The 15,402-nt window shown below is 74.2% G+C and carries 14 protein-coding genes; 10 read left to right on the forward strand and 4 right to left on the reverse strand.

Features of this window, described 5'->3' with window-relative positions; genetic code table 11:
* The first annotated feature begins 142 nt into the window (after positions 1-142).
* The 3 genes from ACFVYI_RS16375 to ACFVYI_RS16385 all read left to right on the forward strand — a co-directional run bounded on the left by ACFVYI_RS16375 (position 143) and on the right by ACFVYI_RS16385 (position 3,260).
* Positions 143-1,780 carry an ABC-F family ATP-binding cassette domain-containing protein gene (locus ACFVYI_RS16375; protein ID WP_387885725.1) on the forward strand — a complete coding sequence of 546 codons (1,638 nt, stop codon included), beginning with the start codon at positions 143-145 and terminating at the stop codon, positions 1,778-1,780.
* 75 nt (positions 1,781-1,855) lie between these two features.
* On the forward strand, positions 1,856-2,530 hold the full coding sequence (locus ACFVYI_RS16380; RefSeq protein ID WP_387885728.1) for a nitroreductase family protein: 675 nt from the start codon (positions 1,856-1,858) through the stop codon (positions 2,528-2,530).
* A gap of 76 nt (positions 2,531-2,606) precedes the next feature.
* Entirely contained in the window at positions 2,607-3,260 is a 654-nt protein-coding gene (locus ACFVYI_RS16385) for a GNAT family N-acetyltransferase (protein ID WP_387885731.1), read from the forward strand.
* Positions 3,261-3,368: 108 nt separating this feature from the next.
* Here ACFVYI_RS16385 and ACFVYI_RS16390 read toward each other — a convergent pair whose 3' ends face one another.
* The gene (locus ACFVYI_RS16390) at positions 3,369-4,325 is read right to left on the reverse strand and encodes an aldo/keto reductase (RefSeq protein WP_387885759.1); all 957 of its coding nucleotides are present in this window, start codon (positions 4,323-4,325) and stop codon (positions 3,369-3,371) included.
* A gap of 64 nt (positions 4,326-4,389) precedes the next feature.
* Entirely contained in the window at positions 4,390-5,010 is a 621-nt protein-coding gene (locus ACFVYI_RS16395) for a GDSL-type esterase/lipase family protein (protein ID WP_387885733.1), read from the reverse strand.
* Between the two features lie 420 nt (positions 5,011-5,430).
* On the opposite strand from ACFVYI_RS16395, the gene ACFVYI_RS16400 reads away from it, so the two are divergent.
* Together ACFVYI_RS16400 and ACFVYI_RS16405 are read left to right on the forward strand one after the other, a co-directional pair.
* The gene (locus ACFVYI_RS16400) at positions 5,431-6,054 is read left to right on the forward strand and encodes a choice-of-anchor C family protein (RefSeq protein WP_387885761.1); all 624 of its coding nucleotides are present in this window, start codon (positions 5,431-5,433) and stop codon (positions 6,052-6,054) included.
* A gap of 272 nt (positions 6,055-6,326) precedes the next feature.
* Positions 6,327-7,856: a carbohydrate binding domain-containing protein gene (locus ACFVYI_RS16405; protein ID WP_387885735.1), complete on the forward strand. Its 1,530-nt coding sequence runs from the start codon at positions 6,327-6,329 to the stop codon at positions 7,854-7,856.
* Positions 7,857-7,952: 96 nt separating this feature from the next.
* Here ACFVYI_RS16405 and ACFVYI_RS16410 read toward each other — a convergent pair whose 3' ends face one another.
* A complete protein-coding gene (locus tag ACFVYI_RS16410) occupies positions 7,953-8,600 on the reverse strand; it encodes a LysE family translocator (protein ID WP_387885738.1) in 648 nt (215 codons plus the stop codon).
* A 164-nt stretch (positions 8,601-8,764) separates the two neighbouring features.
* Between ACFVYI_RS16410 and ACFVYI_RS16415 the strand changes: the two genes are divergently transcribed.
* Together ACFVYI_RS16415 and ACFVYI_RS16420 are read left to right on the forward strand one after the other, a co-directional pair.
* Positions 8,765-10,165 (forward strand): SDR family NAD(P)-dependent oxidoreductase, encoded by a 1,401-nt coding sequence (locus tag ACFVYI_RS16415; protein WP_387885740.1) that lies wholly within the window; start codon positions 8,765-8,767, stop codon positions 10,163-10,165.
* Between the two features lie 221 nt (positions 10,166-10,386).
* Positions 10,387-11,355, forward strand: a complete 969-nt coding sequence (locus ACFVYI_RS16420) for a phosphatidylinositol-specific phospholipase C (RefSeq protein WP_387885742.1) — start codon at positions 10,387-10,389, stop codon at positions 11,353-11,355.
* A 52-nt stretch (positions 11,356-11,407) separates the two neighbouring features.
* On the opposite strand, the gene ACFVYI_RS16425 is transcribed toward ACFVYI_RS16420, so the two are convergent.
* Complete coding sequence (locus tag ACFVYI_RS16425; protein WP_387885744.1) at positions 11,408-11,959, reverse strand: VanZ family protein; 552 nt, start codon at positions 11,957-11,959, stop codon at positions 11,408-11,410.
* A gap of 280 nt (positions 11,960-12,239) precedes the next feature.
* Here ACFVYI_RS16425 and ACFVYI_RS16430 point away from each other — a divergent pair, with 280 nt between their 5' ends.
* The 3 genes from ACFVYI_RS16430 (at position 12,240) to ACFVYI_RS16440 (ending at position 15,258) form a co-directional block, all read left to right on the forward strand.
* The gene (locus ACFVYI_RS16430; protein ID WP_387885747.1) at positions 12,240-13,445 is read left to right on the forward strand and encodes a cytochrome P450; all 1,206 of its coding nucleotides are present in this window, start codon (positions 12,240-12,242) and stop codon (positions 13,443-13,445) included.
* 71 nt (positions 13,446-13,516) lie between these two features.
* A complete protein-coding gene (locus tag ACFVYI_RS16435) occupies positions 13,517-14,677 on the forward strand; it encodes a type III polyketide synthase (protein ID WP_387885749.1) in 1,161 nt (386 codons plus the stop codon).
* Positions 14,674-15,258: an NUDIX domain-containing protein gene (locus ACFVYI_RS16440; RefSeq protein ID WP_387885750.1), complete on the forward strand. Its 585-nt coding sequence runs from the start codon at positions 14,674-14,676 to the stop codon at positions 15,256-15,258. Before ACFVYI_RS16435 ends, ACFVYI_RS16440 begins: the two co-directional genes overlap by 4 nt.
* The last annotated feature ends 144 nt before the right edge of the window (positions 15,259-15,402 follow it).

Raw genomic sequence — 15,402 nt, forward strand, 5'->3', positions numbered from 1 at the left:
GTTCCGAGCGATCCACCGGCCGACCGGACCGTGCGCCCACTGAGCCGCGCACCGCTCGGCCCCCGTCCGAACACCCGGGGTCCGCGGCCTTCCCGCCGCGGGCCCCGGCGCGCTCCCCCGCTCTCCTAGAATCGGAGGCATCATGAGCGCCACACTCGTAGTCAAGGACCTCGTCGCCGGCCACGGCGACCGCACCCTCTTCTCCGGCCTGGACCTGGTCGTCGCCCCCGGCGACGTGATCGGGCTGGTCGGCGTGAACGGCGCCGGCAAGTCGACGCTGCTGCGGCTGCTGGCCGGGCTGGACACCCCCGAGAGCGGCTCGCTGCGGCTCAGCCCGGCCGGCGCCAACATCGGCCACCTGCCGCAGGAGCCGGAGCGGCGCGAGGGCGAGTCGGTCCGGGACTTCCTGGCCCGCCGCACCGGCGTGACAGCCGCGCAGGCGGCACTGGACGAGGCCACCGAGGGCCTGGTCGAGGGCCGCCCCGGCGCCGACGACGCCTACGCGGCGAGCCTGGACCGCTGGCTGGACCTCGGCGGCGCCGACCTGGAGGAGCGGGCCGAGGAGGTCGCCGACTCGCTCGGGCTGAAGGTCTCGCTGGACCTGCCGATGACGGCGCTCTCCGGCGGCCAGGCCGCCCGGGCCGGCCTCGCCTCGCTGCTGCTCTCCCGCTACGACGTCTTCCTGCTGGACGAGCCCACCAACGACCTCGACCTGGACGGTCTGGAGCGCCTGGAGTCCTTCGTCAAGGGCCTGCGCGCCGGCGCCGTGCTGATCAGCCACGACCGCGAGTTCCTGGCCCGGACGGTCACCCGGGTGGTGGAGCTGGACCTCGCCCAGCAGCAGGTCAACCTGTACGGCGGCGGCTACGACGCGTACCTGGAGGAGCGCGCCACGGCCCGCCGGCACGCCCGCGAGGACTACGAGGAGTACGCCGACACCAAGGCGGGCCTGGAGGCCCGGGCGCGGATGCAGCGCGGCTGGATGGAGCACGGGGTGCGCAACGCGCGCCGCAAGTCCTCCGACAACGACAAGATCGGCCGCGCGATGCGGACGGAGTCCACCGAGAAGCAGGCCTCCAAGGCGCGGCAGACCCAGCGGATGATCGAGCGGCTGGACGTGGTCGACGAGCCGCGCAAGGAGTGGGAGCTGCGAATGGAGATCGCCACCGCGCCGCGCTCCGGCTCCGTGGTCGCCACCTTGCGGGCGGCCACCGTCCGTCGCGGCGACTTCGCCTTCGGCCCGGTGGACCTGCAGATCGACTGGGCCGACCGGGTCGCGATCACGGGCGCCAACGGCGCGGGCAAGTCCACGCTGCTGGCCGCGCTGCTCGGCCGGCTCGAACTCGACGGCGGCAACGCCGCGCTGGGCTCGGGCGTGGTGGTCGGCGAGGTGGACCAGGCCCGCGGCCTCTTCCTCGGCGGGGAGCCGCTGTCGGCCGCGTTCGCGGCCGCCGTACCGGAGTTGACCCCGGAGGAGGTGCGCACCCTGCTGGCCAAGTTCGGGCTGAAGGCGGCGCACGTGCTGCGGCCGGCCGACACCCTCTCCCCCGGCGAGCGCACCCGGGCGGCGCTGGCGCTGCTCCAGGCCCGCGGGGTGAACCTGCTGGTGCTGGACGAGCCCACCAACCACCTGGACCTGGCCGCCATCGAGCAGTTGGAGTCGGCGCTGGCCTCGTACACCGGCACGCTGCTGCTCGTCACGCACGACCGGCGGATGCTGGACACGGTGTCGGTGAACCGGCGGATCGAGGTCCGCGGCGGGCGCGTCCACGAGAGCTGAGTGGTCTGGTCCATTCGAGCAGTCGGGCGGTCCGGACCCTTCCCGGACCGCCCGTCATGTGCTGTGCTGTCGGCCATGGTTGACAGTGCAGTGGCAGGGACGCCGTACCCGAGCGTCCCGCTGACCCCGATGACGGTGCCCGCCCACGAGGCCGAGGCACGCAGCAGGTCCTTCCACGACGTGATGGCGCGGCGCCGGACCGTCCGCGACTACGCGACCCGTCCGATCCCGGACGGGGTGGTCGAGTGGGCGATCCGCACCGCGAACACCGCGCCCAGTGGCGCCCACGTCCAGCCGTGGCGGTTCGTGGTGATCACCGATCCGGAGCGCAAGCGGCGGCTGCGCGAGGCCGCCGAGGCCGAGGAGCGCGAGTTCTACGCGCACCGGGCCTCCGAGGAGTGGCTGACCGCGCTGGCGCCGATCGGCACCGACTGGCAGAAGCCGTTCCTGGAGGACGCGCCCGCCGTGATCGTCGTCTTCGAGGTGCACAAGGGCCCGCGGTCGCCGCGCCCGTACTACACCAAGGAGTCCGTCGGGATCGCCGTCGGCCTGCTGCTCGCCACCCTGCACCAGGCGGGCCTGGCCACGCTCACCCACACCCCGAGCCCGATGAAGTTCCTCAACGAGGTGTGCGAACGGCCGGCCGAGGAGCGGGCCGCCTACGTCATCCCGGTGGGCTATCCGGCGGAGGGGGCGCGCGTCCCGGACCTGCGGCGCAAGGAGCTCGACGACGTCCTGGTGCGCCTCTGACACGCCCCGGGGCGGCGCCGCCGGCCCGGCGGTTCGCCGGTGGTCGACGCTGCGGAGCGCGCCCATAATCGCTGTCATGACACACGTCACGCCATCGCCCTGCGAGGACGTACCCCGCCCCGGCACCGGCACCGCTCCCGGCGCTGCCGCCGGGCGGCGCCGTCCGGTGCCGGGCCAGATCTCCGCCGGCCGGCCGCCGGAACTGCTGCGACTGGCCGGCGGGATCTCACTGCACCGCCGCTCGGCCGCGTACGCGAGCGCGCTCAACGCCGCCGTCCGGAGCGATCTGGACCACCTGCGGCCCTGGCTGGAGTGGGCGGCCGAGGCGCCCACCCTGGCGCAGACCGCCGAGCTGACCGAGGCCGGCGCGGCCGCCTGGGACGCGGGCACCGACTTCATCTACCTGGTCGGCCTGGACGCCGAACCCGGCAGCGTCATCGGCTCGTTCGGCCTGCACGGCCGGATCGGCCCGGGCGCGCTGGAGATCGGCTACTGGGTGGGCTCGAAGCACGGCGGCCGCGGCATCGCCACCACCGCCGCCGGGGCGCTGACCGCGGCCGCGCTCGCCCTCCCCGGGGTCGGCCGGGTGGAGATCCGCTGCGACCAGGCCAACGCCGCCAGCGCCGCCGTGCCGCGCAAGCTCGGCTTCCGGCTGGACCGGATCGCCGACGCGGTGGTCCGGGCGCCCGGCGAGACCGGCCGGCAGCTGGTCTGGGTCAAGGAGGGCTGAGCGCGGAGCCGGCCGGCACGCCGGCTCCCCCGGCCCGGACGGTGGCGCCCGCCCGGGCCGGTCGACCCCGGGCCGGTCAGTACCGCCCGCCGGTCGACCCCGGGCCGGTCAGTACCGCCCGCCGGTCGGCGCCGGCAGCGCGTCCAGCTCGGCGAGGTCGGCCGCCGAGAGCACCACGTCGGCCGCGGCCGCGTTGTCCACCAGGTAGCGCGGCGTCTTGGTGCCCGGGATCGGGAGGACGTAGCGGCCCTGCGCCAGCACCCAGGCCAGCGCGACCTGCGCGGGCGTCGCGCCGACCCGCCCGGCGACCTCCTTCACCTTCTCCACCAGTGCCAGGTTGGCCGCCAGCGCGTCCTGCTGGAAGCGCGGCAGCGAGCGGCGGAAGTCGTCCGCCGGCAGCTCGGCCGCGGAGGAGATGCTGCCGGTCAGGAAGCCCCGCCCGAGCGGCGAGAACGGCAGGAAGGCGATGCCCTCGGCCTCGGTGTACGGCAGCACCTCGGCCAGCGCGTCCCGGGTCCACAGCGACAGCTCGGACTGCACGGACGCCACCGGGTGCACCGCCTGGGCCCGCTTGAGCTGCTCGACGCTCACCTCGGAGAGCCCGATCCGCCGCGCCTTGCCGGCCGCGACGACCTCGGCGAGCGCGCCCCAGGTCTCCTCGATCGGCACCTCCGGGTCGACCCGGTGCAACTGGTAGAGGTCGACGTGGTCGGTGCCGAGGCGGCGCAGGCTCTCGTCGATCGAGCGCCGCACGTGCTCCGGCCGCCCGTCGTTGCCCACCCGCTTGTCGCCGGTGCCCGGCACCAGGCCGACCTTGGTGGCCAGCACCGCGCGCTCCCGGTACGGGCCGGCCAGGGCGGCGCCGACCACCTCCTCGTTGCTGTACGGGCCGTAGATGTCGGCGGTGTCGATCAGGGTGACGCCGAGGTCCAGCGCCTCCCGGATCACCCGGACCGAGGTCTCGTCGTCGCGGTTGCCCAGGTCGTAGGCCCAGGTCATGCCCATGCAGCCGAGACCGACCACTCCGACCTCGGGACCCTGCTGACCAAGCGTGGCGGTACGCATCTTCCGGTGCTCCTTCGTGTCGTCGATCAACGGCATCAGCCTCTCCCTTGGAGTGCACTCAAGGTCAAGCCCGCTCGCCGCGCACCCACTCCCGCCAGCCGCCGGCCAGCACGAGATCGGCGAGGAACCGGTAGCCGCCCGCGCCCGGGTGCGCGCCGTCGCCGGCGCCCGCCTCGGCGGCCCAGAGCCGGTCCGCGGCGACCGCGGCCGTCACGTCGACGAACGGCACACCGCGCCCGGCGCAGAGCGTCGCCAGCTGCCCGGCGAGGTCCAGCAGCCGCTCCAGGTGCTCCCGGCCCCAGCCCACCACCGGCGGCGGCCCGACCACCAGTACGCCGAGGCCGCGCTCCCGGGCGCCGTCCAGCAGCTCGGCCAGGTTCGCCAGGCAGCGGGCCGGCACCACCCGGGGTCCGCCGTCCTCCAGCGTGGCGTCGTTGCTGCCGACCGAGACCACCAGGCGGTTGTCCGCGCCCGGCCGGGCCCGCGCGTCGACCTCCGGCCAGATCCGGCGCAGCACGTCCGAGGAGGTGTTGCGCCGGACGCCCAAATTGAAACCGGTGAGCTCGGCGGGCGCCGCCCGGCCGGTCTCCTGGAGCACCCGGCCGACCCAGCCGCGGTACTCCGGGTCGCCGACGCCCTGGGTGAAGGAGTCCCCGATGAAGCAGATGCGCAGGTCCTTGATCATCGGGTCACCGTAGGGCGCCGCCCGGCCGCGGCGCGGTCGTTTTCACAGGGTGGACGCCCCGCCGTACCGGCGCGGACCGGACATCCCACCGGGAGCGTACGAAGCGTGACCGGGGCGTGCGGATGGATCGTGTGCAACGGCGGGCCGACGAGGCCGGCCGCCCCCGACCGCGTCCGCACGCCGCCGCACGGCGGGCCGCCCGTCCGGGCCCGGGGGTGAAGAGCCTGGCCACGGGCCCGGCGGCGGGCGGCCGCCGGTCCGCGCCGGACGGTGGCCCGCCAAACCGGCGTGCGAAAGCTCACAGCCCTCGCCCCGCACCACGAGGCGCCGCAGCCCCGGCCTGGTCCCGTGCCGTCGAGGGCCCGGACGATGAGCGCTGTCGAGCCCGGCCCCGGGCTCCGCTTCCACCGGGAGGTCCCCATGTCGGTCCCGCGCACCCGCACCGTCGCCGTCGCCCTGCTCGTCGGCACCATCGCGGCCTGGGCGATCCCCGCCCAGGCCGCCGTCGCCGCCGACCGCGCGGGGGCGCAGAGCCGGGCCCTCAGTCGCTTCGACGACGGCAGCTTCGAGACGCCGAAGCTGGCGGCGAACACCTTCACCGGCCTCGCGGCCGGACAGTCCATCGGCCCGTGGCGCGTCACCACCGGCAGCGTGGACCTGATCGGCGCCGGCTTCTGGCAGGCCGCCGAGGGCGACCAGTCCGTCGACCTCAACGGCAGCGGCCCGGGCACCGTCGCCCAGAGCTTCACCACGACGCCGGGTGCCGCCTACACGGTGACGTACTCGCTCGCGGGCAACCCCGAGGGCGGACCGGCGCTCAAGACCGGCCGCGCGCTCGTCGACGGCCAGGACTTCCAGGACTTCTCCTTCGACACCACCGGCAAGTCCCGGGCCGCCATGGGGTACGTGGGGCGCCAGTTCACCTTCGTGGCCACCAACGCCTCGACCACGCTGGCCTTCGCCAGCACCACCGCCACCGGCGCCTACGGCCCCGTGGTGGACAACGTCCAGGTCCAGGAGTGCAAGCCCTGCCCCACCTGCTGACCGGGCCACCCGCCCCGGGCGGGCCGACGGGCGCCCGACCGCCGGCCCGCCCGGGGACTCCCGGGCCCGGTGCCTTAAACCGTTCCTAAAACCTTCCCAGCAGCCGCCTCTGATGTGCCGAAGGTGCTTGACGTGCACAGCTGGTCTAGTCCAGTTTGAAGCTGCACCGCGCACCTCCCCGCACCGGACCACGCCCCCACCGCCCTCGCCGCCCGCCCCGCGCTCCCCCTCGCGCGGCGGGCGGCGGGGGCACCGTCCCGAGAGGCACCCCCATGCCACGCGCGCCCCACGACACCCCCGCGCCCGACGCCCCCGCCCGGCACCGCCGCCCCGCCGGCCGGGTCAAGCTGCTCGGCCTCGCCGCCGCCACCGTGCTGGCCGCCGGCGGGCTCACCACCCTCGCCGGGAACGCCGGCGCGGCCGACGGCAACCTGCTCGCCAACGCCGGCTTCGAGAGCGGCTCGGCGAGCCCCTGGAGCTGTTCCGCCACGACCGGCAGCATCGTCAACACCGTTCCGCGCAGCGGCTCCTACGCGCTGAAGGGTGCCGCGAGCAGCAGTGACACCGCACAGTGCGGGCAGAGCGTCGCCGTGCAGCCCAACACCAAGTACACGCTGAGCGCCTGGGTCCAGGGCCAGTACGTCTACCTCGGCGCCACCGGCAGCGGGGTCACCGACCCGGCCGTCTGGACGCCCGGCGGCGCCGGCTGGCAGCAGCTCTCCACCACCTTCACCACGGGCGCGGCCACCACCAACGTGACGGTCTACCTGCACGGCTGGTACGGGCAGGGCGCCTACCAGGCGGACGACGTCACGCTCACCGGGCCCGGCGGCAACCCGTCCACCCCGCCGCCGACTTCGACCACGCCGACGCCCACGCCCACGCCCACCGGCACGGGGACGCCCACCACCCCGCCGCCGAACGTCGCCGTCCCGGTGGCCCCGTACATCGACATGGGCGCCTGGCCGACCCCGTCGATGCCCGCGATGGCCCAGGCCGGCAACCTGAAGTCCTTCACCATGGGCTTCGTCACCGGCGTCGGCTGCAAGGCCAGCTGGTTCAACGCCTACGACCCGCGCACCGGTTGGGCCAAGGACCAGGTGGACGCGCTGCGCGCGGCCGGCGGCGACGTCAAGGTCTCCTTCGGCGGCGCCAGCGGCACCGAACTCGCCGCCGCCTGCAGCACGGTGGACTCACTGTTCGCCGAGTACGACGCCGTGGTCAAGGCCTACGACCTGCGCTACGTCGACTTCGACATCGAGGGCGCCGCGATCGCCGACACCGCCGCCAACGACCGCCGCTCCGCCGCGCTCGCCAAGCTGCAGAAGGCCAACCCCGGCCTGAAGGTGTCGTTCACCCTGCCGGTGCTGCCGGAAGGGCTCACCGCCGAGGGCGTCGCCATCGTCCGCTCGGCCCGCGACGCCGGTGTGGCCGTCGACCTGGTGAACGCCATGGCGATGGACTACTACCGCAGCGGCGCCGACTACGGCGACGCGGCCGTCCAGGCGGCCCAGGGGCTCTACGGCCAGCTCAAGGCGCTCTACCCGGCGAAGAGCGACGCCCAGCTCTGGGCCGCGGTCGGCATCACCCCGATGATCGGGGAGAACGACGACCACCAGATCTACAACCAGGCGGACGCCCGTCAGCTGGTCGCCTTCGCCCAGCAGCACCACCTCGGCGAGCTGGCCTTCTGGGACGCCACCCGGGACGCGAACGCCTGCACCGGCGCGCTGTTCAAGTGCACCAACATCGCCCAGCAGCCGTACGAGTTCGCGAAGATCTTCGCCCAGTACGCGGGCTGAGCAGGGGCGCGGCCGGTGGCGGTTCCCGGGGCCCGGGGGGGGCTCGGGGAGTCGTCACCGGCCCGCAGAGCCAGGACGCCGCCACCGGCCCGGGGCTCAGGGCGCCGCCACCGCGGGTGAGCGGTCGGCCGCGATCCGCACGGCGAAGGCCGCCAGCGCCGTGCCCATCAGGTACCGGTGGACCCGCTGCCAGACCGGGCGGCGGGCGAAGAAGGCGGACGCCGAGCCCGCCATCAGCACGAAGACCGCGTTGCCGGCCACGCCGACCAGGATCTGCGTCAGGCCCAGCAGCAGGCTCTGCACGGCGACATGGCCGCGGTCCGGCTCGACGAACTGCGGCAGCAGCGACACGTACAGGATCGCGATCTTCGGGTTCAGCAGGCAGGTCAGCAGGCCCATGCCGAACAGCCGGGCCGGCCCGTCGGGCGCCATCTCGCGAGGCGCGAACGCCGAACTGCCGCCCGGTCGGACGGCCTTCCAGGCCAGCCAGAGCAGGTAGCCGGCGCCCGCCAGCTTGATCGCCAGATAGACCTCCGGCACCAGCGCGAACACCGCCGAGATCCCGGCGGTCGCCGCGACCAGGTAGGCCAGGAATCCGACGAAGACGCCCGCCAGCGAGATCAGTCCGGCCCGGCGGCCCTGGGCGACGGAGCGGGAGACCAGGTAGATCATGTTCGGCCCCGGGCTCAGGACCATCCCCGCTTCCAGCACCGCGATCGCGGCTATCGCGCTGAGGCTCACCATCGTGCTCTCCCCGTTCCCCGTCGTGGGCGCGGCCCGAACAGCCGCGATGTCGCAGCACACAGCGCCGCGATCAAGGCCTCATCCTACGAATAATGTGATCTCACTTCTCCGGCGCAGTCGGTACAGTCCCCAGGCATCGCAGCACAGCGCACGAGGGGGCGGACATGACGGTCCAGGACGAGCACACAGCGGTCGACGAAGTCACCGCGGACGAACTGGCCGCCTTCAGCCGCACGCTCGGACGCCTGCGCGCCCTCCCCGCCGACAACCTGGTCCGGCTGCACGCCGAGCGGCAACTGAAGTCCTTCGTCAGCGAGAACCGCAAGCGCCGTCGCCAGAGCGGCAAGGACGAGGCCCGGCAGGCCGACGCCGACCTGCTCGCCGCCACCGCCACCGGCGCACGCGACCGGCGCGAGGACGCGCCGCTGGCCGGCGCCCCGGCCGCCCCGCTCGGCGAACTCCGGCTCGGCCGCCGCTGCTACGTCTGCAAACAGCGCTACCGCCAGGTGGGCACCTTTTACCACATGCTCTGCCCCGGCTGCGCCGCCGACAACACCGCCCGCCGCGCCCTCGCCACCGACCTGCGCGGGCGCCGCGCGCTGCTCACCGGCGGCCGGGTGAAGATCGGCTTCCAGCTCGCCCTGATGATGCTGCGCGACGGCGCCGAGCTGATCGTCACCAGCCGCTTCCCGCACGACACCGTCCGGCGCTTCCACGCCGCCGCCGGCAGCGAGCAGTGGCGTGACCGCCTCACCGTGGTCGGCATCGACCTGCGCGACCCCCGCCAGGTGCTCGGCCTCGCCGAGCACCTGCGCTCCGACGGACGCCCGTTGGACATCCTGGTCAACAACGCCGCGCAGACCCTGCGCCGCCCGCCCGAGTCCTACGCCCTGCTGGCCGCCGGCGAGCGGACCGCGCTGCCCGCCTCCTCCGCCACGGTCGTCCACGCCCCCGGGTTCCGCCCGATGCCCGCGCTCCACACCGCCTGGCCCGCCGCCGAACTCGCCACCGCCGACGGCCCCTCGACGCCCGCACTGCTGCCGGAGCAGGCCGACGAGGCGGGTCTGCTGCCCGACCTCGCACCGGTCAACTCCTGGTCGTCCCGGCTCGGTGCGCTGGACCCCGCCGAGGTGCTGGAGACCCAGCTGGTCAACGCGCTGGCGCCCGCACTGCTCTGCGACCGCCTGCTCCCGTTGCTGCTGGCCTCACCGCACCCCCGCCGTTACATCGTCAACGTCACCGCGGTGGAGGGCCGGTTCGCCGTCCGCAACAAGACCGCCGGCCACCCGCACACCAACATGGCCAAGGCCGCCCTCAACATGCTCACCCGCACCAGCGCCGAGCAACTCGCGGCCCAGGGCGTCCACATGTGCGCGGTCGACACCGGCTGGATCACCGACGAGAACCCGGCCCCCAAGAAGACCAGGCTGGCCGCCGACGGGTTCCGCACCCCGCTCGACATCGTCGACGGCGCCGCCCGCGTCTACGACCCGATCGTCCGCGGCGAGGCCGGCGCGCCGGTGTCGGGCGTCTTCCTCAAGGACTACCGCGAGGCGGCCTGGTGAGCCCGGGCCCTGCCCAGGACGTTGCCGCCAACGCGCCCCCCATCAGCCCGGTTCCGGCCTTCTCTCCGCACAACCAGCCCACCACTGACGACAGTTGTCCGGGCGTCCGTTCCGCCCAGGACCGCCGCGGGTCTGGGCAGGGCGGGCCGATCTCCTCACAATGAGCATGCCATCCTCCTCATCCGGCATGCCACACCCGACGGGGGTACCCGACCGTGTCCGTGACCACGCACGCACCGACCGCAGAGACGCCGACCACGCACGCACCGACCGCACGCGCGCCGATCGGCCGGCGCGCCTTCACCCGGGCCGCCCTGGCGGGCGCCCTCACCGCCGCCGGCCTCGCGGCGGCCGTGCCCCGGGCCACGGCGCTCGGCACCTCGGCACTCGGCGTCCCGGCGGGAGCGGACTGGCTGGGCCCCGTCGACGCCCAGGCCCCGCTCTCCCGGCTCACCCTGCCCGGCACCCACGACAGCTGCGCGCTGTACGGCGGTGCACTGGCGCAGACCCAGACACTCACCCTGCCCGACCAGTTCGCGGCCGGCGTGCGCTTCCTGGACATCCGCTGCCGCGCCGTCGACGGCGTGCTCGCGATCCACCACGGCCCGGTGTTCCAGCAGATCTTCTTCGGCGACGTCCTCAACCACTGTCTGTCCTTCCTCGCCGGGCACCCGGGCGAGACCCTGGTGATGCGGGTCAGGCAGGAGTACTCCACCGTCTCCGACGCCGAGTTCGGCGCGCTCTTCGCCGGCTACCAGGGGCGCTGGCCGGGCCTGTTCTGGACCGAGGACCGTATCCCCCGGCTGGGCGAGGTCCGCGGGCGGGTGGTGCTGCTGGCCGACAACTCCGGCCTGCCCGGCCTGCGCTGGGGCGGGCCCCGGACGGACATCGAGGACGACTACGACATCGGCACCATCTTCGAGCTCAACTCCCGCAAGTGGCCCGAGGTCTCCGCCCACCTGGACGCCGCCCGCACCGCCGGCGACCCGCAGCGGCTGTTCCTCACCTTCACCTCCAGCTCCGGCTGGGGCCTGTGGCCGCGCCAGGCCGCCGACGCGATCACCCCGAAGCTGCGCTCCTACCTCGGTGCCCTCGACCGCCCCGCGCGCCCGGTCCTCGGCACCGTCCCGCTGGACTTCGTCACCCCGGACCTCGCGCGCTCGCTGTACGCGCTCAACTTCGGCACCTGAGGACGCTCGCCCCGCCGGGTCACCCGAGCGCGTCTGGCCACCCGGCCACCGGTCAGGCGCGCCCCGCCCGCCGGGAGCGCGCCCCGGCCCGGGCGACCGGGCCGGCGAGCAGGCCGATCGCCGCCCCGAGGGCGAGCCCGAGCAGGTTGTCCCAGACGTCCTGCGCGTCGCACGCCCGGCCGATCGCGGGGACCACGTACTGGGCGAGCTCCACCGCGAAGGGCAGTACGGCCGCGCCCAGCAGGACGGCGGCCGCCCGGCGCCTGGTCCCGGCCAGCGCGGCGGCGAGGCCGACCGGCGCGAACAGCGCGACGTTCAGGTCCGCGTGCCGCGAGGTCAGCCACTCGCCCGGCGGGCGCAGCCCGGCGCCGCCGAGGGCGCAGTGCCGGACGGCCTCCCGGGAGAGCTCCCGCAACGCCCCCGGGGGGTCGGGCAGCAGGGTCAGCGTCACCACTCCGCCGAGGGCCAGCAGCAGGAGGAACGCGACCGCCCAGTGCGCGCGCAGCAGCCGCCCCACCGGCTGGTTCAGCAGAGCGGCCGGCACCAGCGAGCAGAACAGCCCGGGCCAGAACATCGGCACGGAGCCGAGAACAGCTTTGATCACGCCTGAACGGACGCCTCGAACGCCCGCCCGGTTCTGGCCGCGACGGCCCGGGCGTCCGGGCCCACCCCCGCCGGCGGGCCCGCCCTCCCCCGGCTCATCCCCCCGGCACATCCCGGAGCCTCCAACTTCCGTATATCGCACGACAATCATCTATCTCGCTCGATCGAGCGAACTATCCTCCTTATCCACATTTTTGCCTCCCCATGGGGGAACATCAGCACGTCCGCGCCCGAACGATTTCCGGTCGGGCGGCACCAACTCCGGCCATTGGGATAAGCCCGTGACTACCTCCGCCCCCGTGTGGGACTGCCCCTTCAACCACACCGAAGGCCTGGAGTTCGACCCCCTCCTCAAGCAACTGCTCACCGAGGACCCGGTCGCCAGGATCCGGCTGCCGCACGGCGAGGGCGAGGCCTGGCTGGCCACCCGCTACGAGGACGTCCGCGTCGTCACCACCGACCGCCGCTTCAGCCGCGCCGCCGGCATCGGCCGGGACCTCCCCCGCATGACGCCCGCCCCGATCGCCCAGGTCGAGTCGATCAACCTGATGGACCCGCCCGCCCACAACCGGCTGCGCCGCCTGGTCGCCAAGGGGTTCACCAACCGCCAGGTCGAGCAGCTGCGGCCGAAGACCCAGCGGACCGTCGACGGCTTCCTGGACGGGATGGAGGAGCACGGCTCACCCGCCGACTTCGTCCACCACCTCGCGAGCCGGCTCCCGCTCGTCACCATCTGCGAGCTGCTCGACATCCCCGAGGAGGACCGCGCCGAGCTGCGCGGCCACGCCGTCGCGATGATGTCGATGGGCCCCGGCAGCGGCGACGGCCAGGTCCGCGCCAAGGCCGCGCTGCGCGCCTACTTCTCCGAGCTGACCGCCGCCCGCCGCCGCTCCCCCGGCGAGGACTTGATCAGCGCCCTGGCCACCGCCCGGGACGAGGAGGAGCTGCTGGACGACCAGGAGCTCGCCGTGATGGCCATGGTCCTGCTGGTCACCGGCCACGACACCAGCACCTACCAGCTCAGCAACATCACCTACACCCTGCTCACCCACCCCGAGCAGCTCGCCAGGCTCCGCGCCCAGCCGGAGCTGCTGCCGCGCGCCATCGAGGAGCTGCTCCGCTTCATCCCGTTCCGCCAGGGCGTCGGCATCGCCCGGGTCGCCACGGAGGACGTCGAGCTCGGCGGGCAGCTGATCAGGGCCGGCGAGGCCGTCCACGTGTCCTACCTGGCCGCCAACCGCGATCCGGAGATGTTCGAGCGGCCCGACGAGCTGGACCTCGACCGCGGCTCGGCCAACCACATGGCCTTCGGCTACGGCACGCACCACTGCGCCGGTGCCCACCTGGCCCGGATGGAGCTCCAGGTGGCCATCGGCAGCCTGCTGCGCCGCTTCCCGGACCTGCGGCTCGCCGTGCCGGCCGCGGAGCTGGACTGGCGGACGGGGTCGATCTGGCGCTATCCGCAGACCCTGCCGGTCGCCTGGTGACCACCTCCCCGCCGCGCCGGCCCGGCGCCCGTCCGACGCACCCGTAGGCCCTCCAGGGGAGACCCGAATCCATGGCAACACTCTGCCGACCCGCCGTCGCCGTCCCCGAGCACGTCATCACCCTGGAGCAGACCCTCGACCTGGCCCGCAGCCTGCACGCCGACCACCCGCAACTCGGCCTGGCACTGCGCCTGATCGAGAACACCGGGGTCAGGACCAGGCATCTGGTCCAGCCCATCGACGAGACCCTGCGCCACCCCGGCTTCACCACCCGCAACGCGGTCTACGAGCGGGAGGCCAAGCGCAGGGTGCCGGAGGTGGTCGAACGCGCCCTCGGGCACGCCGAGTTGTCCGCCCGCGAGATCGACCTGATCATCTACGTGTCCTGCACGGGCTTCATGATGCCCTCGCTGACCGCCTGGCTGATCAACAGCATGGGATTCCGCTCCGACACCCGCCAGGTGCCGATCGCCCAGCTCGGCTGCGCGGCCGGCGGCGCCGCCGTCAACCGGGCGCACGACTTCTGCCGCGCCTACCCCGGCGCCAACGTCCTCATCGTGGCCTGCGAGTTCTGCTCGCTCTGCTACCAGCCCGCCGACCTCGGCGTCGGCTCGCTGCTCTCCAACGGCCTGTTCGGGGACGCCGTCGCCGCCGTCGTGATGCGCGGGCGCGGCGGCACCGGCGTGCACATCGAGCGCAACGGCTCGCACCTCGTCCCGCACACCGAGGACTGGATCTCCTACGGCGTCAAGGACACCGGCTTCCACTTCCAGCTCGACAAGCGCGTCCCCGGCACCATGGAGATGCTCGCCCCCGCCCTGCGCACCCTGGCCACCGAACACAGCTGGGACGTCTCCGGCCTGGGCTTCTACATCGTGCACGCCGGCGGGCCACGGATCCTCGACGACCTCTGCCACTACCTCAACCTGGAGCCCGCCGCCTTCCGCTTCAGCCGCGCCACCCTCACCGAACGCGGCAACATCGCCAGCGCGGTGGTCTTCGACGCCCTCGCGCGGCTCTTCGAGGAGGGCGGGGTCGCGGACGGCACCCACGGCCTGATCGCGGGATTCGGACCGGGCATCACCGCCGAGATCTCCCTGGGCAGTTGGGCGGGCGTCCCGATCGAGGCCACCATCCCCCGCCGCCCCCGGGCCATCGACGCCGCGGACCTCGCACTCGTCCAGGCGACGACGCCCCTGCTGCGTCCGGCCGGGACTACGATCACCGAATGACCGATACCACGGACCGGCCGGACACCTCCGACAGAGCGGCCCAACTGGCCGCACGCTTCCCCGCGTTGCACGCGCCGCAGTACTGGACGTGGGGCCGCTACGACGCACAGTTCTCCACCGCGATGCCGCCGGACGAGCTCATCACCAACATCCACCTGGTGGGCTTCTCCGGCGGGCAGGTGGTGCTCTGCCGGGACGACCGCGACCACTGGTTCCTGCCGGGCGGGACGCGGGAGAACGGCGAGTCGATCGAGTCCTGCCTGGTCCGTGAACTGCGTGAGGAGGCGGGCGCGCGCCTGCTCGGCGAGCCGGCCTGGCTGGGGGCCCACCGCTGTGTGACGGACAACCCGGAGCCGTACCGGCCGTGGCAGCCGCACCCCGAGAAGGCCTGGCTCTGGGGCTGGGCGGAGGTGGCGGTGGAGTCCGCCCCGACCAACCCGGCCGACGGCGAGCAGGTGGTCGAGGTCCGGGCGGTGGAGCCGGCCGAGGCCCAGCGACTGCTGATCGACAGCCATGACAACTGGTGGGGCGAGCTGGTCGGGCTGGCCGTGGAGCTGCGCGGGCGGGCGTCCGCCGGCTGAGGGCGCGCCCCGGTACCGTGCGCCGGCCCGCGCGCCGGTGCTGCACACCGCTCCCGCGCCGCGGAGGAGATCCTGACCCGGGGAACGACGGACGTACGGCGGGGGGGGGGGGGGGACCGGCCCCCCCCCCCCCCCCCCACCGCA

Origin of the sequence: Kitasatospora sp. NPDC058218, from assembly GCF_042882445.1 — a bacterium.
Lineage (GTDB): Bacteria > Actinomycetota > Actinomycetes > Streptomycetales > Streptomycetaceae > Kitasatospora.

Excerpts from the sequence above, each read along its gene's own strand:
- ACFVYI_RS16435 (WP_387885749.1), top strand. The coding sequence starts at position 13,517 with ATGGCAACACTCTGCCGACCCGCCGTCGCCGTCCCCGAGCACGTCATC.
- ACFVYI_RS16395 (WP_387885733.1), bottom strand. The coding sequence starts at position 5,010 with ATGATCAAGGACCTGCGCATCTGCTTCATCGGGGACTCCTTCACCCAG.
- ACFVYI_RS16440 (WP_387885750.1), top strand. The coding sequence starts at position 14,674 with ATGACCGATACCACGGACCGGCCGGACACCTCCGACAGAGCGGCCCAA.
- ACFVYI_RS16410 (WP_387885738.1), bottom strand. The coding sequence starts at position 8,600 with ATGGTGAGCCTCAGCGCGATAGCCGCGATCGCGGTGCTGGAAGCGGGG.
- ACFVYI_RS16405 (WP_387885735.1), top strand. The coding sequence starts at position 6,327 with ATGCCACGCGCGCCCCACGACACCCCCGCGCCCGACGCCCCCGCCCGG.
- ACFVYI_RS16385 (WP_387885731.1), top strand. The coding sequence starts at position 2,607 with ATGACACACGTCACGCCATCGCCCTGCGAGGACGTACCCCGCCCCGGC.
- ACFVYI_RS16380 (WP_387885728.1), top strand. The coding sequence starts at position 1,856 with ATGGTTGACAGTGCAGTGGCAGGGACGCCGTACCCGAGCGTCCCGCTG.
- ACFVYI_RS16415 (WP_387885740.1), top strand. The coding sequence starts at position 8,765 with ATGACGGTCCAGGACGAGCACACAGCGGTCGACGAAGTCACCGCGGAC.
- ACFVYI_RS16390 (WP_387885759.1), bottom strand. The coding sequence starts at position 4,325 with ATGCGTACCGCCACGCTTGGTCAGCAGGGTCCCGAGGTCGGAGTGGTC.
- ACFVYI_RS16400 (WP_387885761.1), top strand. The coding sequence starts at position 5,431 with ATGTCGGTCCCGCGCACCCGCACCGTCGCCGTCGCCCTGCTCGTCGGC.
- ACFVYI_RS16375 (WP_387885725.1), top strand. The coding sequence starts at position 143 with ATGAGCGCCACACTCGTAGTCAAGGACCTCGTCGCCGGCCACGGCGAC.